This is a genomic window from Cytophagales bacterium (genome assembly GCA_033344775.1).
Lineage (GTDB): Bacteria > Bacteroidota > Bacteroidia > Cytophagales > Cyclobacteriaceae > JAWPMT01.
The window spans coordinates 1,009,420-1,034,957 of sequence record JAWPMT010000005.1 but is presented as its reverse complement, the minus strand read 5'-3'; the positions used below and the strand labels follow the sequence as shown (position 1 = coordinate 1,034,957).

Sequence of the window (25,538 nt, the reverse complement as noted above, 5' to 3'; positions counted from 1 at the left end):
TTTCTAAAGATAAAAAGGTACCTCACTCATGTCAATCGGGTACGTAGAATTTTTATAAGCCCTTAGTTGGTTTTGTATTGGGATTAACCAAATTATTCCCGAAGGTGTTAATCAGCAGGTCGTCTTACATTTGCGACCTTTAAAGCGTCCAAATATTGAGTGCTAATCCCATACTACAAGTAAAAGAAGTTTCAAAAAAGTACGATGCCGAGGCCATCCTGGATCAGTTGTCTTTCGAAGTTCAGAAAGGAGAATTTCTGGTCATTGTTGGTGAAAGTGGAACTGGTAAATCCAGTCTGCTTCGGATCATGGCAGGTTACCTGGATGCAGATTCAGGCGAAGTAGTTTTTGATGGAGAAACATTAGAGGGGCCGGCTGCTCGTCTCGTGCCTGGCTATGAGGAGATCCAGTTGGTACATCAACAGTTCGATTTGCATCCCTACATGTCAGCGGAGGACAATATCAAGCGACCGTTATTGAGCTTCACCAAAGACTTCCAAAATGAAAAGCTGGATGAATTGCTCAAGCTTTCCGGCCTGGAGGACAAGCGAAAGAAAAAGCCATACGAATTATCCGGAGGCCAACAGCAAAAGCTAGCCATATCCACAGCACTGGCAGTAGAACCAGCCATATTGTTGATGGATGAGCCGTTCAGTAATCTTGATCCTTTTTCAAAGCAGGTATTTCTGAGGCAGATCAAAGAACAGACCCAATTGCTGGGGACGACTGCCGTTTTTGTAACCCATGACACAAGGGATGCTCTTGCTGTGGCGGATCGAATCATTGTGTTGTCCGAAGGCAAGATTGCGCAGGTAGGCACACCTCAGGAAGTTTACAATCAACCCGGTAATGCAGCGATTGCTAAATTCTTTGGTCCTATTAATGTATTTGAACCGGAAGAATGGATTGGGATTTTTGGAGGAAAACAGTCAGCGTCCAGCATTGGCATTCGCCCTGAAAAAATTTCCCTGGTTAGATCGAATGATGGTGTTGCAGGAATCGTTGAAGCCATCTTTTTTCACGGTCCTACTACCTATTTGCAAGTACGTATGTCTGGTAAATCAGATTTGATTGAAGTCATTTCAAATAGCCAAGCCCCAAAAGTAGGAGCGCAGGTAAACTTGAAGGTAGATGCTGCATCAATTGTGAGGTTCTAGATCAGGCAAACTTTGTTGTAAGCTCTTTTTGATAGACCCTGCCAACAGGCACCTCTTCCATGTTTTTCATAAGTAAAATCTTACCTCCACCCGACTTGTTTTTTACTTCTTCCACCTGATCGAAATTGACCAGATATGACTTGTGAATGCGCTTGAAATTGCCAGGTAGTTCTGACGAAAGTTTGAGCAGCGATTTGTCGTGTAAAAAAGTTTCTCCCGAGTTGATCACAATGATGGAATAGTTGTTGGCTGCCTTGATCAAGGCTACCGATTCCAAAGGGATTGATTTTTTATCTGACTTTGAATTGACCAATAAATAGTTGATGTCTTTTTTGTTGTTTAGGGTATCATCTGCCAGACTTACTTCTTCACCTTCTCGTAATGGTTTTACATGAAAAAGCTGTAAAATAAGTACGCCAAAGAGAGGCACAGCCATCACCATCAGGCCAAGACTCTCGAAAGGAGACAGGAAGGGTAATATCGGAACCAGACACCAAAGCAGGCTCACGCGCTTCTGGCTGGTCGTGTAGACAAAGAAGTATAGCGTCAGCAACAAAGCGACATGATAAAGGATCAGCCGCTCTTGTTGATTACCCAAAACAAAATAGACAATGATGTAGGTAGCCAACGCAATGGAGAAAAAGCTCTTGAATTGTAAATTGGGAAGATGTCTGGAAAGGGTAAATATCAATTGAAGGCTACAAGCAGTAGCAATGGCCAGTAAAGCGGGATTACTCCATTGGAATGGCTGTAGGTACAGCGTGTCTACCAGTGCAAACCCCAGGTAAGTACAGAAGGCCCCAAGCATCCACAATGCAGCTTTAGGATGTGTTTGAGCACTTCTTAAGTGTTTGACGAATAGTACGATGATCATGCCCATAAGGCCTAATGCTCCAATCAGGCAATAGAGTCGGAGCATGGCCATCATACGAAGAGAAGCTTCATTTCCAAGTAGCAATTGTTTTTTAGAAAGATCCAGTAAAGTGTTTCTCGGTTGGGGGATGTAGAGCATGACATGATGTATTCCAGCAAGCACGTGATACTTTTCCAGTGGATGAAGTCGGGTTACACCTCTGTCGGGTAGGTGTTTATGTGTTCCTATCAAATAACCGTCCCAGTAGACCAGATAGCTTTCAGAGAATGAAACCTGTAAAGCATTAAAACCCTGGTCTTCGTCCAATGTAATTTTACTTTTGATCCAGTAGGCCGCGTCCTTTGATTTTTCATCGGACCAGCTTTGATCATTTGGTGATGGATTAGCCTGGTCAGAGGCGTTGAGGTACAACCATGATTGAACAGGAAATGAATGGATTGGTGTCCACAGGTGTCCCAATTCGAAAAATAACAGGCATACTAAAATCAGGGCTAATTGTAAAGCAATCAGCCGGTCTCTGAAGGAAAGTCTCCTAAGTCGAATTTGTTTAATGTCGTTCACCCAGTATTGCTGTCGTTCACACAAGAATGCCGTTTTAGTGGCTGTTAGCAGCTACAATTGAAATAAAAACAATGAAGAAATCTATCCTCCTTGGCCTATTTTTTTTCACAACTCTTGCTATTGCATTAGGGCAATCGGGCAGTTCGCAAGTCGTTGAACCCCCTTCTTTTCATGATCAGATCTTTGAAAAAATCGTGGAAGGTGGCTGGCAATTCATGTCCCTTACTATGATCTGTTTATTGCTGGGGCTGACCATTTTTATCAATAAGATCTTTTACATCAGTACGATAGAATCGAACAAAGAGAAGATCATCAATGCTTGCGAAGCAACTGGAGGAATTGATGATGTAGAAGGACTGAGGACGACCTTACAACAACAGAAAGGAACCATACCTTCTGTGCTGGAACATGGCCTGGATGCCATTCCCAGGGGGCTGGACAAGGTGCAGGAAAACCTGCTGACGTATGCGAGCATCGAAAAGGCAAGATTGGAATCCGGCTTGCCGTGGTTGGCGCTATTCATTTCTTTGGCGCCCATGCTGGGATTCATGGGTACAGTAATCGGTATGATCGACGCCTTTGATGGGATTGCAAGCCTAGATGCTTCTCAAGGGATGGCTGGTGTAGCAGCTAATGGGATCAAAGTGGCATTGATTACGACGGTAAGTGGATTGGTAATTGCCGTGATTCTACAACTCTTTTATAATTACCTGACCTTCAAGATTGAAAACTTCAACAACGACATGGAAGATACCATCAGCTATTTCATGGACTTTTTGGTGTTAACCAAAGCAGAAAGAGACTGACTTTTCTGTTCTTGTGAAATCCGATTAAATATTTTGCTCAAAAAAAGAAAGCTGCCCGTAAGACAGCTTCTTCTCTAAACAAAAACGAATTCAGCACCTTGCTCTCTCGATTAGTCGGCTCTCGGCAAGATGATTTTTCTGAGTTTACCATTCCCTTGCGTGACGTAAACATATTTGCCATCCAGGCTCACGGCGATACCATTGGGTGAGTTGAACGTAGCATCTTCGGTACCGTCTCGATCGCCATTAACTCCAGTACCTATAGTTGCAGTAATTTCACCGTCTTTCGAAATTTCCATCACCTGATGTTGATGCCAGCCTGTGGCGTAGAAAAGTCCGTTTTTATAGGCCAGGTGACCAATGCTTAAGGGTGTATCGGCTATTAATGTTCTGGTACCATCCGAGCTGACATGAAAGATGGTGCCATCGTTAAAGTTGGAAGCGTAGAGTTTATCTTCTTCAGGATCGTAAGTCATACCTACAAGTCCTTGTAGAGATCCGTCTGTCACGTAGCTATCAACCGTTCCTTCAGTGATTTGAAAGATGGTCGATCCCGCGAAAAAGGCATTAAACAAAACTCCCTCATTATTTATGGCGATTCCGCCACCGCCAGATAAAGCATCACTGGTGGCAAAAGTTGTTACTGCTGCAGTTGGTGTGATTTTCTGAATGCTGTTTGCATTAAAGTTTGAGACGTAGACATTGCCTTCGCTATCTACGTCGATACCTACTGGTTGAAAATGACCCCTGGTAAAGACGGTGCTATTTACTTCTGAAGTTACTTTATAGACAAACTCAGGTGCAGTTCCTCCACCAGCAATATAGAGTTCTCCCTCTGGTCCAACGGCTATATCTTCCATCCCGTTGAAATCTCCTTGAAGCTTTGGAGTTGTGACTACAATCTCATTGGCAAGCGTCAGGGTATTAGACAATTCCGAAGTAATGGTATTTCCCGAAGAGAAGATCCCCTGCAGCACTACCTGGTAGGGGACCCCTTCTTCTACTACTTCGCCTTGGGTGTCTTTAAGATCCGCATCGAGTAAAATATCCAAGGACCTTCCTGCTAACAAGGATTGTGAAAAGCCTGAGATCAGCGCTGCATCTATGTTTGCCGATTCCTGGGTATTGATCAGAAACAGGCGTACTTCGTCTATTACCTCAAAAGTACCGTCCATGAAAACGGTGAGATTAATATCTGCTGCGGTGCCGGTATTTTCCCGATCTGCCAGTGTAAGGTTGGTAAAGGTCAGTTCTTCGACTACTTCCGGATTCTCTGTATTGCTACAAGCGTTGAGGAAAAGCAAAGTGGCAAAGAAAAAAATGATTTTGTTGCGTTTCATGAATTTGTATCGTGTGATGTTTTCACGCAATACAAGGGCATGAAATAGCCTAAATCGCCTCAGTATCTGAAGTTGAGACCTCTTTTTGTCGTAAAAACTGACTTGGCGTAAGTCCCGTGTTCTTCTTGAAGATCCGATTGAAGGAAGCTTTGCTGTTGAACCCAACCTCATAGGCCAGGGCCAGTAGCGTTAAATGTTTGTTCTCTGGTGCAAGCGCTCGTTGTTTGAATTCTTCTATGCGGAAATGATTCACAAAATCGTAGAAATTCATGTTCAGGTCCTGATTGATCCTTTCGGACAAAGCATGTGGGGCAACTTGTAGTTGGATAGCCAGATCATGGAGTTTCAGGTCTGGGTTTAGAAAGTATTTCTTTTCATTCATCCATGCATAGAGCTCGGCTTCAGGTAAGGCAATGGGACCAGGAATTTCGTTAGCGTGATGAGGTTTTTCTTTTAGTACGAAGAATAAATGCTTAGGGAAGTGAAGGGTGATGACGGCCATCAGCAGCAGAAAGGTAGAATTCACGACATGACCGTAAACTTCAAACAGCCCAATTTTCCATTCGAAAGTGAATGCAAAGATGCTTACGATCATAGATGTTAGCGCATAGCCTGCAAACAGATAAGCAATTTGATTGAACTTATTGAGGTAGGAAATACTGCCGTTTGCATGATGACCTTTCAAGGAATTGATCCTTTTTGTTATGGTGAGAATGGCGAAAACTGAATAGGCTATTGTGTGTAGCCGAAGTGATATGATAGAAATTAAAGCCTGCTTCTGGGTAACACTATCACTGAAGTAAACCCATTCTGCAAATTGGATTTTGAGCGCAGCTGAGAACCAGAGATAATTCCAGTGGAAAATCATCAAAACAGTGAATCCCAGGAAGTGTAATAATTCAATTGGACGAAATTGATGTTGAGGGAATAACAGGACGATGACATAGATAAAAAATAGTGGTCCGATCAAACCATTGAGTGGATAGAAGACAAATATGAGATGTGGCAAATAGGTGTAAAATCCTGCAGCTATTACAAAGTTCTGAAACAGGATAAGTGCAATGACCAAGATGAGTACCCCCAAAAACCGATTTGCACGTTGGTTACCCTTCTTCAGGAACAGTAAATTGAGTGCTACCAGAAGTCCCTGTAGCGTACTGATGCCAAAGATGATGGCAGCTATGTTATTTGATTCACCCAATGATAAGGTAGACGTTCAATAGTGGATGAAACAAAAGTAAAATCCATTTCCCCAGAAAGTCACTAAAATGTAAGAAAGCTGTTTCCAAAAGCTGAACTAAATAGCTCTTGCCAGAGCTAAGGGGATTCCTTTGCAATTTGTTCTTAAGATGTCAACCTACCCGACATGCCAAACCTCAGCCTACTCGTTCCCAATGAACGGAACCTTGCCGTATTAAGGTTTTCATTCCTGCTTATTTGCTTTCATGCCTGTGTTGCACCCTATGATTTTGAAGTGATCAGTGAACCCAATGCGTTGGTTATTGATGCCTCGCTTACGAATGAAGAGAAAGCACACCTGGTGAAACTTTCTTTCGCTGAAAATCTTGATAGTACCTCATTTCGGTCTGTTTCAGGGGCTTCAGTGAGTTTCATTCATGCAGGTGAACGCATTCGTTTGATTGAGACAGAAGGTGGAATTTATCGAACCGATTCTTCTTACTTCGGATTGCCGGGCCAATCTTATCAACTGGAAGTCATTCTAACGGATGGGCAACGATTTCTTTCGGAAGAAGTAACCATGCCTCAGCCGGTGGAGATTGATAGTGTTTATGGCCGATACATCATCGTGCCGAATGATAGGAATGAGCGATTTCAGAATGGGGTCCAGGTTTTCTTAGATGCACGGTCCAACGATCAGGGACATCATAATTTCAGATACGAATTCCAGGAAAGTTATGCGGTGGATGTGCCCTTTCCTTCCCGGTATGACTTTCGAGGTTCAGGACCAACCTTTGAGATCATTGAGCGGGATCGGCCATTGGACCGCTGTTATCGAAAGAGACAACAATCCAGGACCATCATTGCTACTACCCGAAATCAAACCGAAAACAGCATCCTGGAATTGCCTGTTCGATTCATCAATGAATCTTTGCCTGATCTGGCTTATGACTATCGATTAGGGGTTCGTCAATACACGATTACGGATGAAGCTTATCAATACTTCAGGCAACTTAGAGATATCAACGAATCCTCCGGCTCATTATCAGACAGACAATTGGGCATTCTTCAAGGCAACATTTCGAGTGTCGGAGAAACGGACATGACCGTGCTGGGATACTTCGAGGTAGCCGGAGCTTCGGAAGTTCGTCGGACCTTCAATTACAAGGAATTTGAGGAAGATGGCATCCGTACAGAAGAGTGGGTTTGTACAGGAATGGCAGGTTCAGGTTGTGTTTTTAATTCTGAAGCAGCGGTTCAGGTTTTATTTAGTGTCGATACTTTCCGAGTAGAACGTGGTGATACGGTATACCTAACGGAGTTCTTTTACGATTTCACGGATTTGGGTTCACTCTTGAATGTGCCGGCATGTTTGGGAGAGTGGAGAATTACGGATATTCCTGAAGTAGGGGAATATGCGTTTTATGCCCACAAGCGTTGTAGTGATTGTCGCGAATGGGGATTATTTGAACGCCCTGAAGTGTGGGATGAACTTTCAGATTGATCAAGGGCACTTTTTATCCTGTTCTTCGATTGTAAGAAAGTATATTTTTGCAATAACAGATAAGAAGAAATGAAAGTCACCCTCGAATACAAATCCGATCAGGAATACCGATCCATCAATGAATCAGGCAATGTGGTAGATATCGACATGTTTCCTGAGAACAAGCAAGCTCAGTCACCCACACAGTTGCTACTTTCAGGAGTGGTGGCCTGCGCAGCGGTGGATATCGTGTCCATGATCAAGAAAAAGCGTAAAACACTGGTGGATTTCAAAGGATCTGCAGAAGGAGAACGTCGAGATGAGCATCCGAGAAAATTTGTGAATATCCATATTCATTATGACCTCACTTCTCCTGACCTGACCGATGAAGAGGCTGAGAAAATCATTCAATTGGCAGTGGTAAAGTATTGTTCGGTAGCAGCCTCCCTGGATTCCGAAATGAAAATTACTCATGGCCACTCCATCATCCGTCCCTGATATGAGATCAATACTAGTTGCTTTATTGCTATTCGGCTGCCTCGCGATTCAGGCACAAGACCAATTGTACCAAGTGAAATTGATTCGGGCAGCTCCCGGACAATTGCTGGAAGTGATTGAATTGCTGAAAGCGGACATGAAGAATCATCAGGCCTACGGCATTGATAAACCTTATTTGATTCGTCATAGCCAGGGAGATCATTGGGACCTGATGATGATCTATCCGGTCAATGACCTGGCGAGCTATTTCAGTGATGAATTCCAGAAAGGCCTGGAGGGCTCAAACAGCCTTGGGAAGACTTATGGAGATGACTTTTATAAGCAGATCAGCTTTCAGGAAGAATCCATCGTGAAAGGACCGGAGAAGGCTTTATTTAATGATTGGTTTCAGCAATACGGCTATTATCATATTGAGATCTTCACTGCTTTAGCAGGCAAGCAAGCAGAATTACTGAAAGAGCGCGAAATGGAAAATGTATATCTTGAAGAGATCAATCGCCGACCCAACTTCATTTTCACCAAAGTAACAGGCGCTTCCTGGGACATCTTTACCATCGGTTGCTATACCGGCATCAAAGACTATGCATCCAGTGCGGACATTCCTGTCGAAGAAGAAGACCGGGCCGCCAAAGTAGCCGGTTTCGAAAGCGTGTATACCATCGGAAGCTACTTGCGTTCATTAATCCTCGTGCATCATGATACGTTGGGTGGAGGGGTTACTGTGGATTAAGTTTTATGACAACTCCAATGATTGCTCAAGTGTGGCCAAATACTTTACCCGATACTCTTTCGGCGTACACTTCTCCGATTTCTTGAAGACGGACGCGAAATACTGGCTGGTGGTAAAGCCGCAGGTATAAGCGATCTTGGAGATGCTCATTTCTTCTTGTGCTATGAGTAATTGCTTGGAAAGTTCCAGGCGCTTGAACATCAGGTAGCGGATGGGCGTGAGATTGGTCAATTGCTTGCAATGATGGGTGAATCTTGTAATGCCTACTCCAGCAGATTGCGACATCTCTTCGATGGTCCAGTTTTTAGCCAGGCTGTTATCGAGTTCTTTAAGAAACAGCTTGACACTTCTTGAACTATCGGTCAGTGATTCATTGAGTTCTATGTCCTCTTGATTGAGCATCTCCAGCAATAGCAACAGTAACTGATTAATGAGCACCCGGATACGCGAAGCACTACTTCCGGAACGGTCCTGATCAATGGCTTTTCCCAAGTTAATGAAGCAATTGGCCACTTCCTTGTCTGACATGATAATTGATTGATCGTTAAGCCTCAAAATTGTCGTCAATCGATCCAGGTCTCCAGGTGTCAAGGTGATCCAGTCGGGCCATTTCCAATCCTGATGAGGCCGTCGAACACCCATGTCCAGAATTACCCAATAAAACTTGCCGATGCCCACATAGGGATCACCCACCTTATGTGCTTCCCATGGACGTGTGATGGTCAGGTTGCCAGGCTGTAGCACGACTTGCTTATTTTGTTGTGCATAGGGCATGCTGCCCGATTCCAAAAAATGGAATTCAATCCCCTCGTTTCTATGCCAGTCCAGTCCCCAATCCTGCGTCTCATGTGCATCCCAATACCCAATGCTGTTTAAACCCATTGTGTTTTGATCCAATCGCTCGCCAGGATAGGTATGACGGGAGAGCATTCGAGCATTGATTTTCTTGCGTTGAGCAGCGTCTACCAAAGGAAGGCACTTATCTGCATGATAGATGATTCCATCAGCTTCATAAGGTTGGATTTCCTGTATAGTATCTTTCATTGAGGTGTTATGTTATCCCCCATTCTGATTGAATATTTGAGAAATTTTAATCATTTACCAAATTCATAGCTCGTCATTTCTTCCTCATTTTTCTGAAAAAAGAAGCTGAAAATCAAATTGATCACCCTTTAGGGTTGAGGTTGCCAATCAATTGATTTTAAAGTCTGTCAAAGTATGGTTCTTGTATAAAATCTTTCAACGACTAAAAATAAACAGGAATTAGCTGCTGAACCTTTAGTTTCATGCTTTCAACCCAATGAGAATTTTCATCACTATGAATTACGCCAGGTATTTCATCATTTTTTTGATCGGACTATTCGTCTTTTCTTGCTCCCCAAAGGACAAAGCCATTCTTGTCTTTAGCAAGACTACTGGTTATCGTCATGAGTCCATTACAGCTGGTATCAATGCGCTGAAAAAACTGGGAGAACAACAGGGCTTTGGCCTCCTGGCAACGGAAGATGCGACCTACTTTTCCGAAGACTCCTTAAAGTCATATGATGCGGTGGTTTTTCTAAATACTACTGGAGATTTACTAAATGCGGTCCAACAAGCTGATTTTGAAAGATACATCCAGGCGGGTGGAGGGTTTGTGGGTATCCACGCAGCCACCGATACCGAATATCATTGGCCCTGGTACAACCGATTAGTGGGTGCCTATTTCATGAACCATCCAAAAGTTCAAGTAGCGACCCTTCGTCGTGTGAATAGTACCCATTTGAGCACACAGATGTTGGATGATACCTGGGAGAAGGAAGACGAGTGGTATAACTTCCGAAACATCAATCCAAAGATCAATGCACTGCTTACCATTGACGAAAACACCTATGAAGGAGGAGAAAACGGTGATAATCATCCGGTTTCATGGTTCCATAATTTTGAAGGTGGTCGTGCATTTTATACGGCCATGGGCCATACCAATGAGACCTTCGAAAACCCAACCTTTCTCGATCACTTGCTGGGGGGATTGACGTATGCGATGGGTGAAGGAAGCCTGGATTATACAAAAGCCACTTCACAACGTGTGGCCCCGGAAACCCGATTCGTCAAAAAAGTATTGGACTTTAACCTAGATGAACCCATGCAATTGGCAGAATTACCAGGGAGGGGAATGTTGTTCATCGAAAGAAGAGGTCGATTGAGGTTGTTTGATTTCAAGACGGCCCAGACCAAAGATTTGCATCAACTGGAGTTGTTTTATGGGAATGAAGATGGGTTACTCGGGTTAGCGGTTGACCCTAATTATCAGCAAAACAATTGGATTTACCTGTTCTATTCAGTCAAAGACCAGAAACTTCAGCGAGTATCACGATTTACCTTGGCTGGAGATGAGCTGGACCTGGACTCGGAGAAGGTACTGCTGACGATTCCTGTCATTCGCGAATGTTGTCACAGTGGAGGAGGGCTCGCTTTCGGACATAATGGTAACCTGTTCATTGGTGTGGGGGATAATACCAATCCATTCGAATCGAATGGGTTTGCACCAATTGACGAACGTCCGGGAAGAGCGCTTTGGGATGCACAAAAATCTGCAGCCAATACCAATGATCTCAGGGGGAAGATCCTTCGAATCAAACCTGAGGCGGATGGTACCTATTCAATTCCAGAGGGAAACCTTTATCCTGAAGGCACACCTAAGACCCGCCCAGAAATCTACGTGATGGGCGTTAGAAACCCCTTCCGTTTCTCGATTGATTCAAAAACGGGTTATGTGTACTGGGGAGATGTAGGCCCGGACTCTGGAAGTGACGATCCGGATCGTGGACCGAAAGGCATGGGGGAATTCAACCAGGCTCGTAAAGCAGGTTTCTGGGGTTGGCCGTACACCCGAGGCAACAATCAAGTCTACAACGATTATGATTTCAAGGAGCAAGCATCAGGTCCGAAGTTTGATCCCAATCGCCTCGTGAACAACTCACCACATAGTTCCGGAATGCAGGTACTTCCGCCTGCTCAGGAGTCCATGATTTGGTATTCTTACGATCAATCCAATGAATTTCCCTGGCTCGGAGATGGAGGTGTGAATCCAATGGCTGGAGATGTCTATCACGCAGAGGATTTCCCAAATGCGACGGAAGGAGCCATGCCGGCTTATTTCAATGATAAATTGTTTGTGTATGAATGGATGCGTGACTGGATCTATGTGGTAACACTTGATGAAAACCAGCATTTTGTACAAGCAGAGCCCTTCATGCCAAACACGGAATTCTCACATCCCATGGACATGAAATTTGGTTCGGATGGCAAATTGTATGTCCTGGAATACGGCCAGAAATGGAATAGCAAAAACCTCGATGCACGCCTGAGTCAGATTTCTTATGTGCCCGGTAATCAAACGCCGGTACCAAAAATTATGACAGATAAGGAGATTGGAGCAATACCTCTAACGGTGAAATTTACAGGATCTAATTCCATTGATTATGACGGAGATGCCTTGACTTACGAATGGTCTTTTACGGACCAATCAACGGTAGGATCAACCGACGCTAATCCAGTGTTCACATTTACTCAGGCAGGTGCCTATACAGTAAAGCTTAAAGTGACGGATGAGCAGGGTAATGAGGCAACCACGGAGACTAAAATCCTGGCTGGCAATTCCACACCTGAAATAGACATTGAAATACAGCCGAAGGATTCAATGTATACACCGCTTAAGCAGCTAGACTATCAAGTGATCGTCACAGATCCGGAAGATGGTGCTACAGCAAATGGTACGATACAAGCGGAAGATGTGAAAGTGACTTTCACCTACATACCAGAAGGTGAGGACATCATCAAAGCCACCATTGGGCATCAGCAGAACGTAGTTCCTTTAGGAAAAACATTGATTGATGGAACGGACTGCAAGGCCTGTCACGGGACCAATGAAAAAGTGAATGGTCCGAGCTATGTTGAGATTGCTGAAAGGTATAGTGAAAATGATCGCGGATATTTGATTGATCGAATTCGCAAAGGAGGCTCCGGTGTTTGGGGCGAGACGGTGATGTCTGCGCACCCGCAATTGGAAATTGAGGACATTGGCGAAATCGTTGACTACATTCTGTCTTTAGATCCCATTGAAAAACCAGAAGAAGAGCTATTGCCTCTGGCTGGCACCATCAATTTTAAAGATCACATCAAAGGCAATACCGGAGGTAAATTTATTTTGATGGCTTCCTTTCTGGACAAAGGCAATCCAGAGGTGCCAAACTCTTCTTTATCTGCCAATGCCAAAGTGGTTTTCAAAGCTCCGAAACTAGAAGCAGAACTTGCCTCGCCTCGAAGTAAGGAGATGGGCGTTTGGGAAGCAGGAGGTGCGACCTTGATTGGGTCAGGCAAACACAATAGTTATTTGGGATTTGAGAGGCTTGATCTCAAAGGAATAAAGAGCCTGACTTTTGCCGCCTTTTACATTGCCAATTATGACTATCGTGGGGGCATTGAGATCAGAGAAGGCTCTCCTACAGGAAAAGTACTTGGACGTCAGCAATTGAGCTACTTCAATGAAAATAAAGAGGCCCACAAATTTTACACGATACCCATTATGCCGTCTGCAGATCAGGGTGATTTGTATGTGGTATTCAAAGATAAATCAGATAAGGATCGCATCATGGCCAATGTCAATTGGGTGATGTTGAATTATTGAGCGACGTTTCTATAGAATGCACGTGAATCGTGCATTTTCCAAGGTGGTACGTTCCTGTTTTATTGATTTCTTGCCGAACCTAATTACCTTGAAGAAGGATTGAAAACGATTGTATGCGGGGGCGACTTTCCATATTATTCCTGTCATTTTTACTGGCCATTAGTGCTACAAGTCAACAACTTTCTTTTCAGTCGTTTGAAGAGGAGTTCCCCAATCGGCCTATCCATGACCTGGAACTGGATAGCGAGGGTTTTCTATGGATCGTGACATATGGAGCTGGAGTCTATCGATTCGATGGAGTCGCCTATGAATCGTTCTTGTTTGACTATGAGGATCCGTTTACAATTCCCAGCAATTTTGTTCAGTCTGCATTGGAAGATCGTAACGGTAGATTGTGGGTAGGGACGGATCGAGGTTTGTGCTGGTTTGATGAAAGGTGGGAGGTATTCCGTAGGGTCGTTTTTCAGGATCATGATATCCTTCCCGATGAACCCATATCGGTGCATGACATGATCGAAGATGCCCAGGGCAATTTGCTGATCGGCACCAACAAACATGGTTTGATCATTCTGAATAGCGATTTTAAGGATGATCCGGTCCCGGAAAAGTTTGATTTTCATATCACCGATACATCACTGGTTTACGTTGGTTTAGCCACTACTGCAGAAGGAATTACCTATGCAGCAACCCGAAGCGGATTATTCCGATATGATGAATCTGCTTTAGCATTAGAATCCATTTCATCAGAGACCGGTAAAGAATGGTTAAGCCATCCTTATGTTTCATTGACTACTTATGGTGAGGAAGTTTGGTTAGGAACCAGTAATCACGGTGTGATACAGGGGATACCTGAAGGTATTGGGATGCGCATGGTTCAGCATGACATCAGCCAAAATCAGATCATGGACCTCATCATTAATGAACATACATTGGTTTGTGCGGCGGAAAATGATGGGTTAATTAGCTGGAACTTAGAAAATGACGTTATTACGAAAATTACCCATGATTCTTCCAATAATAATGACCTGGAATCCAATTCTATCTGGTCCTTTGAGGTAGATCCTTACGGACGACTCTGGCTTGGTTACTACAATCAGGGGATTGGTTTGTATGACGCCAGGTACAGCAAGTTTGAAGTTGCACAGCATCATTCAGGAAATCCCAATTCGCTTCATTTTAATACGGTCAATAGCGTGGTGGAGGCGGGAGAAGACCATTTGTGGATTGGGATGGATGGTGGCGGAATTGATCGACTTGACTTGAATACCGGAAAATTTCTTCATCTGGATGAAGATTCAGGTTATCAGGGACTCGACAATGAATTTGTTCAAACGCTTTTCGTTGATCGAGACGAGACGCTATGGGTAGGTTCCTGGGAAGGTGGCCTTTATCGACTCACTAAAGGATCCAGTCAATTCCGGAATTATAACATGACCAATACCAATGGGGGCTTGAAATCTAATCGCATCAGTTCGATCGATCAGGATGTCAATGGGAGGATATGGATCGCCACATTTGGTGGGTGGGTGCACTATTTCGATCCGGAAACCAACTCGATCATTCCATTTGAGACGAAGCGATTCGAAGAGGAGGGGATACAAAATGAAGATGTACGAGATATACTGGCTTCTCGTGATGGAAGCCTTTGGATTGGTTCGCCACTGGGCCTGTTTCGCATCCAAATGGAGGAACAGGATACCACCATGTTTGCTTTCCGAAATGAATATTACCAGAAGGAATACAATCCCGATTTCAATTATGTACTTTCCTTATATGAAGACAAACAGGGAATCATCTGGATCGGTACGGATGGTGCAGGACTTTATCAGTATGACCCTCGCCGAAAGTCATTGACGGATTTTCGTGATGTGATCGGTCTTGAACTTCAAGCGATCTGTGGCATCACAGAAGATGTAGAAGGAAATTTTTGGTTTACGGGCAAGTCTGGAATTGCTAAGTACATCCCTGGTTATTCGCCTGAAATTATACACTACACGAAAAAGGACGGACTATCTTCCAATGATTTCAACTACAATGCCATTTACAGCAGGCACGATGGTAAACTTTTCTTTGGTAGCCAGGAAGGGCTTAATATGTTCTCTTCTAAGGATTTTCAATTGAATGGTCAACCCGTCAAGACCTACTTGAAACGGATGAAACTATTCAATAAAGACGTGATTCCCGGAGATGAGGGGTCGCCATTAACGAATTCACTTCGACTTACTGATGAGATCACCTTGAACCATGAACAGTCTGTTTTTACGCTGGAATATACGGGTGTCAATTTTACCAGATCAGATAAGATTGAATTTGCCTATTACCTCGAAGGACTGGAAGATGATTGGAATTATGTTGGAGACCAAAGAAGTGCAACCTATACGTCTCTTCAGGCAGGGAATTATGTTTTTAAATTAAAAGCGGCCAATAATGATGGGTTGTGGTCAGATGAAGTGACAAGTCTCAACATCACTATTCTACCAGCCTGGTACAAGAGCAATTTGGCACTCACGATTTATATCATCCTATTCTTTTCAGGCATCATTTTACTCAATGCTTTGATCAGGAAACGCATCCAGGAACGGCAGGAAGTACTGAATGAACGTGAAAGACGAGAGCAAGGTGAACAGCTAGCCAGGAGAAAGTTGCAGTTCTTCACCAACATTTCACATGAATTCAGAACGCCCCTCACACTCATTTTAAATCCCCTAAATCAGCTGGTTGATCATTCCGGATTTACCAGCAAAGTTTCGAAGAATTTGTTGCTCATTCAAAGAAATGCACGTCGACTGGAGCGGTTGATCGACGAGTTGATGGATTTCCGAAAAGTGAACTCCGGAAAACTAAAGATCCATGTACATCAAGTTGATTTAGGTCCATTCATTCGAGAGATCGTCAATTACTTTGAGATAGAGGCAGAAGCCAAATCCATTCAATTAGAAGTGGTGGGTGAAAATAGCCCCTATATGGTTTGGGTGGATTCCGGTTTAGTGGAGAAAATGTTGTTCAATCTGCTGTCCAATGCCTTCAAGGTAACTCCGGAAGGCGGCTGTATTCAAGTCAGTTTGGAGGAAGTCAAAATATCCTTGCCATTGATTGAAGCTGGGAAAGTAGATGCGATGTGTTTGTCGGTTGCTGATACCGGACCAGGATTGAAGAAAGCGCACATTGATAAAATATTTGAGCGATTCTATCAGGTGGAGGAGATGAACCAAAGCTATTTCGGGGGAACAGGTATAGGCCTGGAAGTGGTCAAAAGCTTTATTGAACTACACAAGGGACATGTGGATGTTGCCAGCGAACCTGGAGAAGGGACCACTTTTAAACTATACTTTCCACTGGGCAAAGCACATTATGCTCCCGAAGACATAGTTGCCGGTGAATATCCAGGGAAGAAAGAGTTTTTATCCAGGGAACTCGCCACTGAAGTAAGCGAGACCGAGGACTTGAGATCAATGGGTAAGTCTTCTGAAACCCTTTTGATCATAGATGACAATCCGGAACTAAGGAATTACCTAAAAGCGGAGTTGCAGCAGGAATATGTGATCGAAATTGCCAAAAATGGGAAAGAAGGCCTTGAAAAAGCTGAGAAACATACACCCGACCTGATCATTACCGATGTGATGATGCCTGAAATGGACGGTTTTGAATTCTGCGAACGGATCAAGCAAAACCTGAAGACCAGCCATGTACCGCTGGTCATGCTTTCAGCCAAAGGCAGTACCGAAGATCAGATCACAGGCATGGACAAGGGGGCTGATGCTTACATCACGAAACCCTTCGAAATCAATCTGCTCAGATCTCAGTTGAGGACGCTTTTGAAAAGCCGTCAAATGGTGTTTGATAAATACCTGGGAGAGATCAGCGCACTAGAGGCCAATGCCAGTACGACAACCGCAGACCGTGATTTCATGCAAGAGATGCTTGCGTTTATCTATGAACATCTTGCAGATCCGCAGCTAAGCGTTGAACAAATGGCCGAAGAACTGTCACTAAGCCGGAGCCAATTGTACCGAAAGATCAAGGCTTTGACAGGCCTGAAAACCAACGAATTTATCCGTAACATCCGCCTTGAAAAAGCCAAAGAACTATTGGCGCAACCCAATACCAATGTCAACGCCGTAAGCCACAAAGTAGGCTTCTCCTCTGCCTCTTATTTTACCAAGTGCTACAAAGACCACTTTGGCATCCTCCCCACGCAGGAAATGGATGGCTTGAAAGCGAAATAGCGGATCAGTCCAAATTCCTTCTCTAACCTATCAGAGTCATATCCCAAAATACTCAGAGTCTCCTACGAATGACTCTAATGTCGAAGGAGCCCAATAAAACAACCGTTGCACCCACTAGCACATTCGTTGCATGAATACAAACCATGCAACAAACTTGATGCATAAGGCCTCAATATTTCTATTTCTTCAATTCAGGGCCTCCTTTCTTGCGAAATAGAAATTCTAGCCCATTGAAAGCCAAAAGACGCAATCGATTGAAGAACATAACCCAGGCCGAACTGGCTGTGGTGATTGCCTTGGCGGCGCTATTGATCTTGATACTAAAGAGCCTTAATTAATGAATGAAAATAAACACGCTGCTTCATTTTTTCGAAACCAGTTGCTGATCAAAACACTGGTCTTTTTTTCACTCTTAGCAGTGTTGGGAGGATGTGCCAATCGAGAAACCTATTTCGCCTTCCGAGATTGGACACTTGCCCCGGAAGCTCGAGCTGCGGACCTGGTAGCGCAAATGACGCTTCAGGAAAAAGTATCTCAAATGCGTTACGACGCACCAGCAATTCCACGTCTTAATATCCCACAATACAACTGGTGGAATGAATGCTTACACGGCGTAGGAAGAGCCGGTGAAGCAACCGTTTTTCCACAAGCCATAGGAATGGGGGCCACCTGGAATACAGACCTCATCCATCGCATGGGAGTGGCCGTTTCGGATGAAGCCCGTGCCAAACACCATCGATTTGTAAAAGAAGGGAAACGAGGCATTTATCAGGGCCTGACCTTTTGGACACCTAACATCAATATATTCCGTGATCCAAGGTGGGGACGAGGACAAGAAACTTACGGTGAGGATCCATTGCTTACCGGAGACCTTGGAGTAGCCTATATCAATGGTTTGCAGGGTGATGACGATCGATACCTCAAGTTGGTAGCGACCGCCAAACACTTCGCAGTTCACAGCGGACCCGAAAAATCCCGACATGTCGATAACTATATCTCTACACCAAGAGATCTGAATGAAACCTATTTGCCTGCTTTTGAAAAAGCGGTAAAAGAAGCGCAGGTCCATTCAGTCATGTGTGCGTACAATCGGACCAATGATCTGGCCTGTTGTGGCAGTAATGTATTGCTCGATTCAATCCTACGCCAGGATTGGGGATTTGACGGCTACATAGTTTCCGATTGCTGGGCCATCAATGATTTTTATCTGCCCAACAGACATGAAGTCAGCGGTTCAGGAGCAGAAGCATCTGCCCTGGCAGTAAAGTCTGGTACGGACCTCAACTGTGGCAATACATTCGATCCCAATCTCAGCAAAGCAGTCCTCTCACAATTGATTGATGAGTCGGAAGTAGATAAGGCCTTGACGCGGCTGATGTCGGCTCGATTCAAACTAGGGATGTTTGATGATCCCAATCTGGTACCCTGGTCCAGGATTCCATATGAGGTGGTTCGAAATGAAGACCATCAGGAGTTAGCTAAACAAGTCGCCAGGGAGTCCATCGTACTACTCAAAAATGAAAGTGACGTATTGCCACTCAGTACAGACCTGCGATCAGTTGCGATAATTGGACCCAATGCCAATTCCATTCAGCCACTGCTTGGCAACTATCACGGTACTTCAGTCGCTCATAACACGCCATTCAAAGCCATTCGTGAGCGATTGCCCCATGCCGATGTGAAATATGCAAAAGGCAGCAACATCACCAAAGAGTGGCCTTTGCTGACACCCATTCCTGCGAAAAATCTGAAATCCGGAAATACGACCGGATTGAAAGGAACCTACTTCTCCAACGCGAAATGGGAGGGCCAACCTGTTCTGGAAAAAGCCGATGAACAAATTGATTTCATTTGGGTAGACCGACCCTTCGAAATGGAGATAGATACCTTCACCGTTAGGTGGGCCGGAGAAATCGTTCCTGAAACGAGCGGCAAATACAGGATTGGTCTTAGGGCATGTAATTCCGGGAAACTATTCCTCAACGGAGAACAGGTGATCAGTTTCTCTGATGACCATCAGCCACGAATGGATTATCACGACATTGAGCTAAAGGCTGGTGAGACCATAGCGGTTCAAATCGACTATTACAATTTTCATGCAGATCCTCAGGTCCATCTCTTATGGTCACTCCTTGAGCAAGACCTATTGACTCCAGCACTTGATTTAGTTCGTCAATCTGATGTGACCGTGTTGTGTCTGGGACTGAGTCCGGACATAGAAGGAGAGGAGATGCCTGTGGTGATGGAAGGGTTTGACAAGGGAGATCGATCAGACATTGTCCTGCCTTCTTCTCAGCAAGAATTGTTGAAGGCCGTCATGGCTACTGGCAAACCAGTGGTGTTGGTGTTACTCAATGGCAGTGCTTTGGCGATCAATTACGCGGCTGAAAATGTACCCGCAATCGTGGAAGCCTGGTACCCTGGTGAGTTTGGAGGTCTGGCACTTGCAGAGATCTTGTTCGGAGATGTCAACCCATCTGGAAAACTGCCAGTCACTTTTTATAAATCCGTCGAAGAACTTCCTGATTTCAAGTCCTACGACATGACAGGTCGCACTTACAAGTACTTTGAAGAGGAGCCTTTGTTTCCATTCGGTCATGGATTGAGCTATTCCAATTTTGAATACACAGACTTAAAATTCAGCGATCATCATATCGAGGTGACCATTGAAAATACGAGTACAAGAGCCGGACTCGAAACCATTCAGGTCTATCTGTCAACACCAGATATGGCCAATACGCCACAGCGCGCATTGATCGCTTTTCAAAAGGAATTTTTTGATGCGGGCGAGACCCGAATACTGAAGATCAATCTCCCATCTGAAAGCTTAAAAGTCGTAGCTGCCGATGGACAAAAAATAGACCCGGAAGGAAAGGTGTTCCTCACTGTTGGAGGAAAACAACCCGGATTTTCTGGCGTCGCTGATTCACCAAATACCAAAACCCTAACCCAACAGATCATGATGAAATGAGCAAAGGCCAGCAAGATCTGGCTGCTCCGAAAACTATCTAAAACCTATTGATTATGATTAAACTATTACCAAAATTGAGGAAATCAAGGTACTACCTTACTCAGGCAGTGCTGATGATTGGACTCTGTTGTTTTCAGCTTCAGGTCGCACTCGCTTCCGGGTTCGATGTGGTGTGGCAACAGACGAGCACGATTGTATCCGGTACCGTCTCGGATGTGGATACTGGAGAACCCTTAGTGGGTGCCACTGTGGTGGTTGATGGCACGACCAATGGCACGATCACAGATATTGATGGCAACTTTCGATTGGAGGTACCCGATCCTTCCGGCAGTTCATTGTCTATAAGTTCTGTGGGATTTAAGTCACAAATTATCCCCATTGGCAATCGAACAGCCTTTGCTATTTCCATGGAAATCGATGTGCAAGCCCTTGAAGAGGTGGTTGTGGTCGGTTATGGAACACAGAAAAAGGGTGACCTTACAGGTGCTGTTTCTTCCATTTCAGGAGATGCCTTGAATACGGCAATCACTGCGAATGTCGATCAGGCGTTACAAGGAAGACTGGCAGGTGTTCAGATTGCCCAGAACTCGGGAAGACCTGGAGCCGTGGCTTCCGTTAGAATTCGTGGGACTACTTCATTGACCCAGAGCAGTGAGCCTTTGTATGTGGTGGATGGAGTCCAAATCTCAGGAGCTGCGTCCAGTTCTGCTGGGTTTTCGTGGGCCGGTGGAGCCGGAGGACAAACCAATAACATCAACCCTTTGTCCTTTTTGAATCCCAATGACATTGAAAGCATCGACGTGTTGAAAGACGCCTCGGCTACAGCGATCTACGGATCCAGGGCGGCGAATGGTGTGATTATCATTACGACCAAGCGTGGTAAGAACGGGAAAGGTAAGTTCAGCTACGATGGGTACTATTCTGTTCAGGAAGTGTACCGAACATATGACATGATGAACTTACGTGAATACGCAGAGTACAACAACGAGGTAACTCAGGAAGTCTCCACGATACAACCCAATCCAAGATTTGCCGATCCTTCTATTCTGGGACAAGGCACAGATTGGCAGGAAGCCATTTTTGAAGTAGCTCCAATTCAGAGCCACACGATCACCTTTTCAGGAGGTACGGATGCAGCAAAGTTTGTTTTGTCAGGAGGATATTTTTCGCAAGATGGGATCATCATCAATTCCGGATTTGATCGTTTGAACCTACGCGTCAATGTTGACAGCAAAGTCAACGAGTGGCTGAAGGTTGGAACAAGCATGTCTTTGTCCAGAAAGGATGAGCAGATCCTGCTTCAGGACGGTGGTGATGGCGTGGTTGCTCAGGCAGCGCAAATGTCACCGGCAGTTCCCGTTAGAGAATTCGATGGATCGTTTGCCGGGCCTGCTACGCAAAACGTGTCTTCCCAGGTGACTGCAAACCCTGTTGGATTGGCTTTGCTCCGAACCAACACAGCACTGGAAAACCGGTTTTTTAATAACATGTATGCCGAAGCGAAGATCATTGACGGCTTGACTTTGCGAACGGAACTGGGCACCAACTACTCGAACTTCAATAGCACAGCGTTTTTGCCTACTTATGAATGGGGGCAAATCGTCAATACCACCAGTCAACTGGCGGAGGTTGCCAATCAAAACTTCTTCTGGCTATGGAAAAGCTATGCGACCTACACCAAATCATTTGGGGAGCATGACTTGACAGTATTGGCCGGTTTGGAAGCACAAAGAAGCAACTGGGAAGGCTTAACTGCTTATAAAGTGGGATTGCCTAACGACATTCAGACCATCAATCAGGGAGATATCTCCAATATTCCTAATACAGGATTTGAAGGATGGAGCTCAATTGCTTCTGAATTCACTCGTGTGAATTACAGTTTCGCAGATCGTTATCTGCTTACCGCTACTTTACGTCGGGATCGTTCTTCTAGATTTGGTCCGAACAGACGTGTGGGTATCTTCCCATCTGCTTCATTCGCCTGGAGAATCATGGATGAGCCGTTCATGCCTGCCAGCAGCATCTTAAGTGACCTGAAATTGAGAGTTGGTTGGGGACAGGTAGGAAACCAGGAGATTGCCAACTATGCCTTTGGTTCCTCATTGACTGCACTGAATTCATTCTTCGGTTCTGCGGTAAGAAATACACGTTACTCCAATCGAGATGTACAGTGGGAATCTACTACCGCGACCAATCTTGGTTTAGATATCGAATTATTCTCTGGTAGAGTTGGGATCGAAGCGGAAGCCTACAACAAGCAAACAAATGATCTTTTATTGGCCATCAATCTACCTGATATTTTTGGTGGACAAGTAGGTGGACCAATTGCTAACGTCGGAAGCATGGAAAACCGGGGACTGGAGTTTTCGGTCAGAACGGAGAATTTCGTGCAAGGCCCTTTCAGGTGGTCGACAAGCGCCAATTTGACCCTCAACAGAAATGAGGTCAAGGATTTAAGAGAAACGGTATTCAATGATCCGATCTATTGGTATTCAGGATTCCAGTCCGCGTCTACCACCAGAGAAGGACTACCAGTCGGACAATTCTTCGGATTTGTTGTAGAAGGTTTATTCACCTCTGCTGAAGAGATCAGCAATCACGCCGTTCAAATCCCGTCCGATTCCGACCCTTCGGTTAACAAGATTGATCGTACGACCGGATTGTGGTTAGGCGATTTGAAATTCAAAGACCTGAATGGTGATGGCGTGATCAACAATGATGATCAAACGGTCATCGGAGATCCTAACCCAGATTTCACTTTCGGATTTAACAACTCTTTCGAGTACAAAGGATTGTCATTAGATGTCTTTTTAACCGGAGTAGTTGGGGGTGATATCCTTAATTATTCAAGAGTTCGTAATGAGCAGCTGCTCAATGCGTTTGACAACCAATCGAGGACAGTCCTTGGGCGTGCAAGAACCAGGCTAGTCGAAGGCGGTACAGATTTCAATAACATCAATGATGTGGAATTAGTAGACGTCAATGCCACGATCCCTCGCTTCGATAATGGTGGAGAGAACAACAACCATCACATGTCCACCAGATGGATTGAAGATGGAACGTACGTGCGTATCCAGAACATCAAGTTGAGTTATCGCATCCAGACCAAGTGGTTGGATCAAATCGATGTGACCAATCTGTTGGTATATGCTAATGTTCAAAACGCAGCCACGTTCACCAACTACTCAGGTTTGGATCCACAGATCGGGAACTTCAATCAAAACCCCAGGATCAGAAATGTCGATTTGGGCAGGTTCCCAACACCTCGGGTATTCACGATGGGCTTGAAACTTGATTTTTAAAGAATAGACAGTGAAGAAAATGAGACGATATATAAAAATCATTTTGGCGGTTGTTTTGAGTGTCCAATTCACCGCCTGTCAGGAAGACTTTTTAGAGTTCGTTCCACAAGACCAGGCCACTGTAGATGGCTGGTACAGGAATGCAACAGAAATACGACAAGGAACAGCTGCCCTTTATGGGAGACCCTGGTTCCAATTCAATGATGTGTTGAGTTGGTGTGTGGGTGACCTGATGGCAGGTGACATGTTCCACAACTGGGATCAGGAAGGTCAGTTCTTCTATGCTTCATTCAATGAAAACAATGTCCATATCCAAAACGGATGGCAGAGTTTGTATGATGTGGTTTCATTTGCGAACCTGATCATTGATGACATGCCGGTCATTGCCAGTGGTAATGGTGTAAGCGAGGAAGACATCAATGCTGGTTTGGGAGAAGCACGCTTCTTCAGAGGAATTGCCTACTACTACCTGGTAGAGTACTGGGGCAATGTGCCCATCATTGAAAGACCAGCGGACAAAGTGGCCAGCAATGACCTCTTTTTGCCGAAAAACACAATATCTAGCGTGTATGAATTCATCCGTAGGGATTTCGTCTATGCAGCGGAAAACTTGCCGAGCTCGGATGCAGAAGGCCGGGTCACAGAATGGGCAGCCAAAGGCATGCTAGCCAAGCTGCACGTGACCATGGCGCAGCGATCCGTAGGTGGTGGTAGCATCGGTTCTACTGAGGATTTTACTATTGCTGCTGACTATGCTGCGGATGTGATCAACAACAGTGGCCGCAGCCTTTATCCGAATTATGAAAACATGTTTCGGGTAGAGAATGAGCAAAATGAGGAAGTACTATTCGCGCTCCAGTTCATTAACGCCGGTTGGGGATTTGGTAACAGCCGTCAAGCTCGATTTGCGAGGAATTCATTGGTGACACGTGATCCACAGGCTTGGGGTGCAGCTAAATCCATCTCAGAAGATTTCATGAATACGTTGGTGGCTAACGCAGAAGGTGCGGTTGATGCACGGCGTAGAGCGATATACATGCAAAGTGGCGACTTCTATGATTACCTCAACGTGCCTGAAGGTGGCTATACCTACAACATAGTAAACAGGGATGCAGATGGTGTACAAACAGAATCTCAATCTCCTACCTTGACCAGCCTGAAAAAACATGTGGTTGGTAATGTAGATGATCATGGATTTGTGGTATCCAACCAGGACTCACCGCTGGACCTGTACATGCTAAGACTAGGCGATGTGTATTTGATTTATGCAGAGGCACTCATGGGATCAGCATCCTCTTTAAGTTCAGGCCCGGGTTATGATGCTTACCTCGCGGTTAGAAACCGTGCCGGTCTGGCTGCTCCAACCGATGGGGAAATGAGTTTCCGAGATCTTTTTAACGAGCGTAGAATTGAATTAGGGCTGGAGGCACAGTCCTGGTTGGACATCAAACGGCAATACTATCGGGATGCTCAGGGAACTCTGGACCTACTTAATGCACAAGGTCGATCGAGTCAATATTTCAGAATTGATCCTAATGATACCAATGAAAACAACCCTGCCGGGTATGAGTTGATAGCAGCTGGCCGATTTGGTGTGATGAATCCTTTGGTCACTAACACCGAGCCGGAAATTACGATTACGGCGGATAAAATGTGGCTTCCTATCCCAGGTCCGGAGCAGGTAACCAATCCACTCTTGCGACCTGAGGCTGAAGCGGTTGATTATGTATTTAATAATTAAT

At 44.8% G+C, this 25,538-nt stretch carries 14 protein-coding genes; 10 read left to right on the top strand and 4 right to left on the bottom strand.

Annotation, left to right across the window (positions count from 1 at the left end; genetic code table 11):
- Positions 1-155 precede the first annotated feature (155 nt).
- Positions 156-1,157 (top strand): ABC transporter ATP-binding protein, encoded by a 1,002-nt coding sequence (locus R8G66_21905; protein ID MDW3195043.1) that lies wholly within the window; start codon positions 156-158, stop codon positions 1,155-1,157.
- A 1-nt stretch (position 1,158) separates the two neighbouring features.
- Here R8G66_21905 and R8G66_21900 read toward each other — a convergent pair whose 3' ends face one another.
- Complete coding sequence (locus tag R8G66_21900; GenBank protein ID MDW3195042.1) at positions 1,159-2,616, bottom strand: LytTR family DNA-binding domain-containing protein; 1,458 nt, start codon at positions 2,614-2,616, stop codon at positions 1,159-1,161.
- A gap of 47 nt (positions 2,617-2,663) precedes the next feature.
- Here R8G66_21900 and R8G66_21895 point away from each other — a divergent pair, with 47 nt between their 5' ends.
- Positions 2,664-3,398 (top strand): MotA/TolQ/ExbB proton channel family protein, encoded by a 735-nt coding sequence (locus R8G66_21895; protein MDW3195041.1) that lies wholly within the window; start codon positions 2,664-2,666, stop codon positions 3,396-3,398.
- A 110-nt stretch (positions 3,399-3,508) separates the two neighbouring features.
- Here the strand turns inward: R8G66_21895 and R8G66_21890 are convergent, their stop codons facing one another.
- Together R8G66_21890 and R8G66_21885 are read right to left on the bottom strand one after the other, a co-directional pair.
- Positions 3,509-4,738 carry a hypothetical protein gene (locus R8G66_21890; GenBank protein MDW3195040.1) on the bottom strand — a complete coding sequence of 410 codons (1,230 nt, stop codon included), beginning with the start codon at positions 4,736-4,738 and terminating at the stop codon, positions 3,509-3,511.
- Between the two features lie 49 nt (positions 4,739-4,787).
- The gene (locus tag R8G66_21885; GenBank protein MDW3195039.1) at positions 4,788-5,939 is read right to left on the bottom strand and encodes a helix-turn-helix domain-containing protein; all 1,152 of its coding nucleotides are present in this window, start codon (positions 5,937-5,939) and stop codon (positions 4,788-4,790) included.
- Between the two features lie 165 nt (positions 5,940-6,104).
- On the opposite strand from R8G66_21885, the gene R8G66_21880 reads away from it, so the two are divergent.
- The 3 genes from R8G66_21880 to R8G66_21870 all read left to right on the top strand — a co-directional run bounded on the left by R8G66_21880 (position 6,105) and on the right by R8G66_21870 (position 8,628).
- Positions 6,105-7,421, top strand: coding sequence for a DUF4249 domain-containing protein (locus R8G66_21880; protein ID MDW3195038.1), 1,317 nt, complete (start codon positions 6,105-6,107; stop codon positions 7,419-7,421).
- A 69-nt stretch (positions 7,422-7,490) separates the two neighbouring features.
- The gene (locus R8G66_21875; protein ID MDW3195037.1) at positions 7,491-7,898 is read left to right on the top strand and encodes an OsmC family protein; all 408 of its coding nucleotides are present in this window, start codon (positions 7,491-7,493) and stop codon (positions 7,896-7,898) included.
- Position 7,899: 1 nt separating this feature from the next.
- A complete protein-coding gene (locus tag R8G66_21870; GenBank protein ID MDW3195036.1) occupies positions 7,900-8,628 on the top strand; it encodes a hypothetical protein in 729 nt (242 codons plus the stop codon).
- 3 nt (positions 8,629-8,631) lie between these two features.
- Here R8G66_21870 and R8G66_21865 read toward each other — a convergent pair whose 3' ends face one another.
- On the bottom strand, positions 8,632-9,672 hold the full coding sequence (locus R8G66_21865) for an AraC family transcriptional regulator (protein MDW3195035.1): 1,041 nt from the start codon (positions 9,670-9,672) through the stop codon (positions 8,632-8,634).
- A 256-nt stretch (positions 9,673-9,928) separates the two neighbouring features.
- Here R8G66_21865 and R8G66_21860 point away from each other — a divergent pair, with 256 nt between their 5' ends.
- The 5 genes from R8G66_21860 (at position 9,929) to R8G66_21840 (ending at position 25,537) form a co-directional block, all read left to right on the top strand.
- The gene (locus tag R8G66_21860) at positions 9,929-13,297 is read left to right on the top strand and encodes a ThuA domain-containing protein (protein ID MDW3195034.1); all 3,369 of its coding nucleotides are present in this window, start codon (positions 9,929-9,931) and stop codon (positions 13,295-13,297) included.
- 113 nt (positions 13,298-13,410) lie between these two features.
- Entirely contained in the window at positions 13,411-17,523 is a 4,113-nt protein-coding gene (locus R8G66_21855) for a two-component regulator propeller domain-containing protein (protein MDW3195033.1), read from the top strand.
- Between the two features lie 337 nt (positions 17,524-17,860).
- Positions 17,861-20,494, top strand: coding sequence for a glycoside hydrolase family 3 C-terminal domain-containing protein (locus R8G66_21850; GenBank protein MDW3195032.1), 2,634 nt, complete (start codon positions 17,861-17,863; stop codon positions 20,492-20,494).
- A gap of 53 nt (positions 20,495-20,547) precedes the next feature.
- On the top strand, positions 20,548-23,796 hold the full coding sequence (locus R8G66_21845; GenBank protein MDW3195031.1) for a TonB-dependent receptor: 3,249 nt from the start codon (positions 20,548-20,550) through the stop codon (positions 23,794-23,796).
- 19 nt (positions 23,797-23,815) lie between these two features.
- The gene (locus R8G66_21840) at positions 23,816-25,537 is read left to right on the top strand and encodes a RagB/SusD family nutrient uptake outer membrane protein (GenBank protein ID MDW3195030.1); all 1,722 of its coding nucleotides are present in this window, start codon (positions 23,816-23,818) and stop codon (positions 25,535-25,537) included.
- Position 25,538: the final 1 nt, after the last annotated feature.

What these genes read in the sequence shown, in the direction of transcription:
- R8G66_21895 (MDW3195041.1), top strand. Translation starts at nt 2,664, where the DNA reads ATGAAGAAATCTATCCTCCTTGGCCTATTTTTTTTCACAACTCTTGCT.
- R8G66_21890 (MDW3195040.1), bottom strand. Translation starts at nt 4,738, where the DNA reads ATGAAACGCAACAAAATCATTTTTTTCTTTGCCACTTTGCTTTTCCTC.
- R8G66_21880 (MDW3195038.1), top strand. Translation starts at nt 6,105, where the DNA reads ATGCCAAACCTCAGCCTACTCGTTCCCAATGAACGGAACCTTGCCGTA.
- R8G66_21875 (MDW3195037.1), top strand. Translation starts at nt 7,491, where the DNA reads ATGAAAGTCACCCTCGAATACAAATCCGATCAGGAATACCGATCCATC.
- R8G66_21870 (MDW3195036.1), top strand. Translation starts at nt 7,900, where the DNA reads ATGAGATCAATACTAGTTGCTTTATTGCTATTCGGCTGCCTCGCGATT.
- R8G66_21865 (MDW3195035.1), bottom strand. Translation starts at nt 9,672, where the DNA reads ATGAAAGATACTATACAGGAAATCCAACCTTATGAAGCTGATGGAATC.
- R8G66_21860 (MDW3195034.1), top strand. Translation starts at nt 9,929, where the DNA reads ATGAGAATTTTCATCACTATGAATTACGCCAGGTATTTCATCATTTTT.
- R8G66_21855 (MDW3195033.1), top strand. Translation starts at nt 13,411, where the DNA reads ATGCGGGGGCGACTTTCCATATTATTCCTGTCATTTTTACTGGCCATT.
- R8G66_21850 (MDW3195032.1), top strand. Translation starts at nt 17,861, where the DNA reads ATGAATGAAAATAAACACGCTGCTTCATTTTTTCGAAACCAGTTGCTG.
- R8G66_21845 (MDW3195031.1), top strand. Translation starts at nt 20,548, where the DNA reads ATGATTAAACTATTACCAAAATTGAGGAAATCAAGGTACTACCTTACT.
- R8G66_21840 (MDW3195030.1), top strand. Translation starts at nt 23,816, where the DNA reads ATGAGACGATATATAAAAATCATTTTGGCGGTTGTTTTGAGTGTCCAA.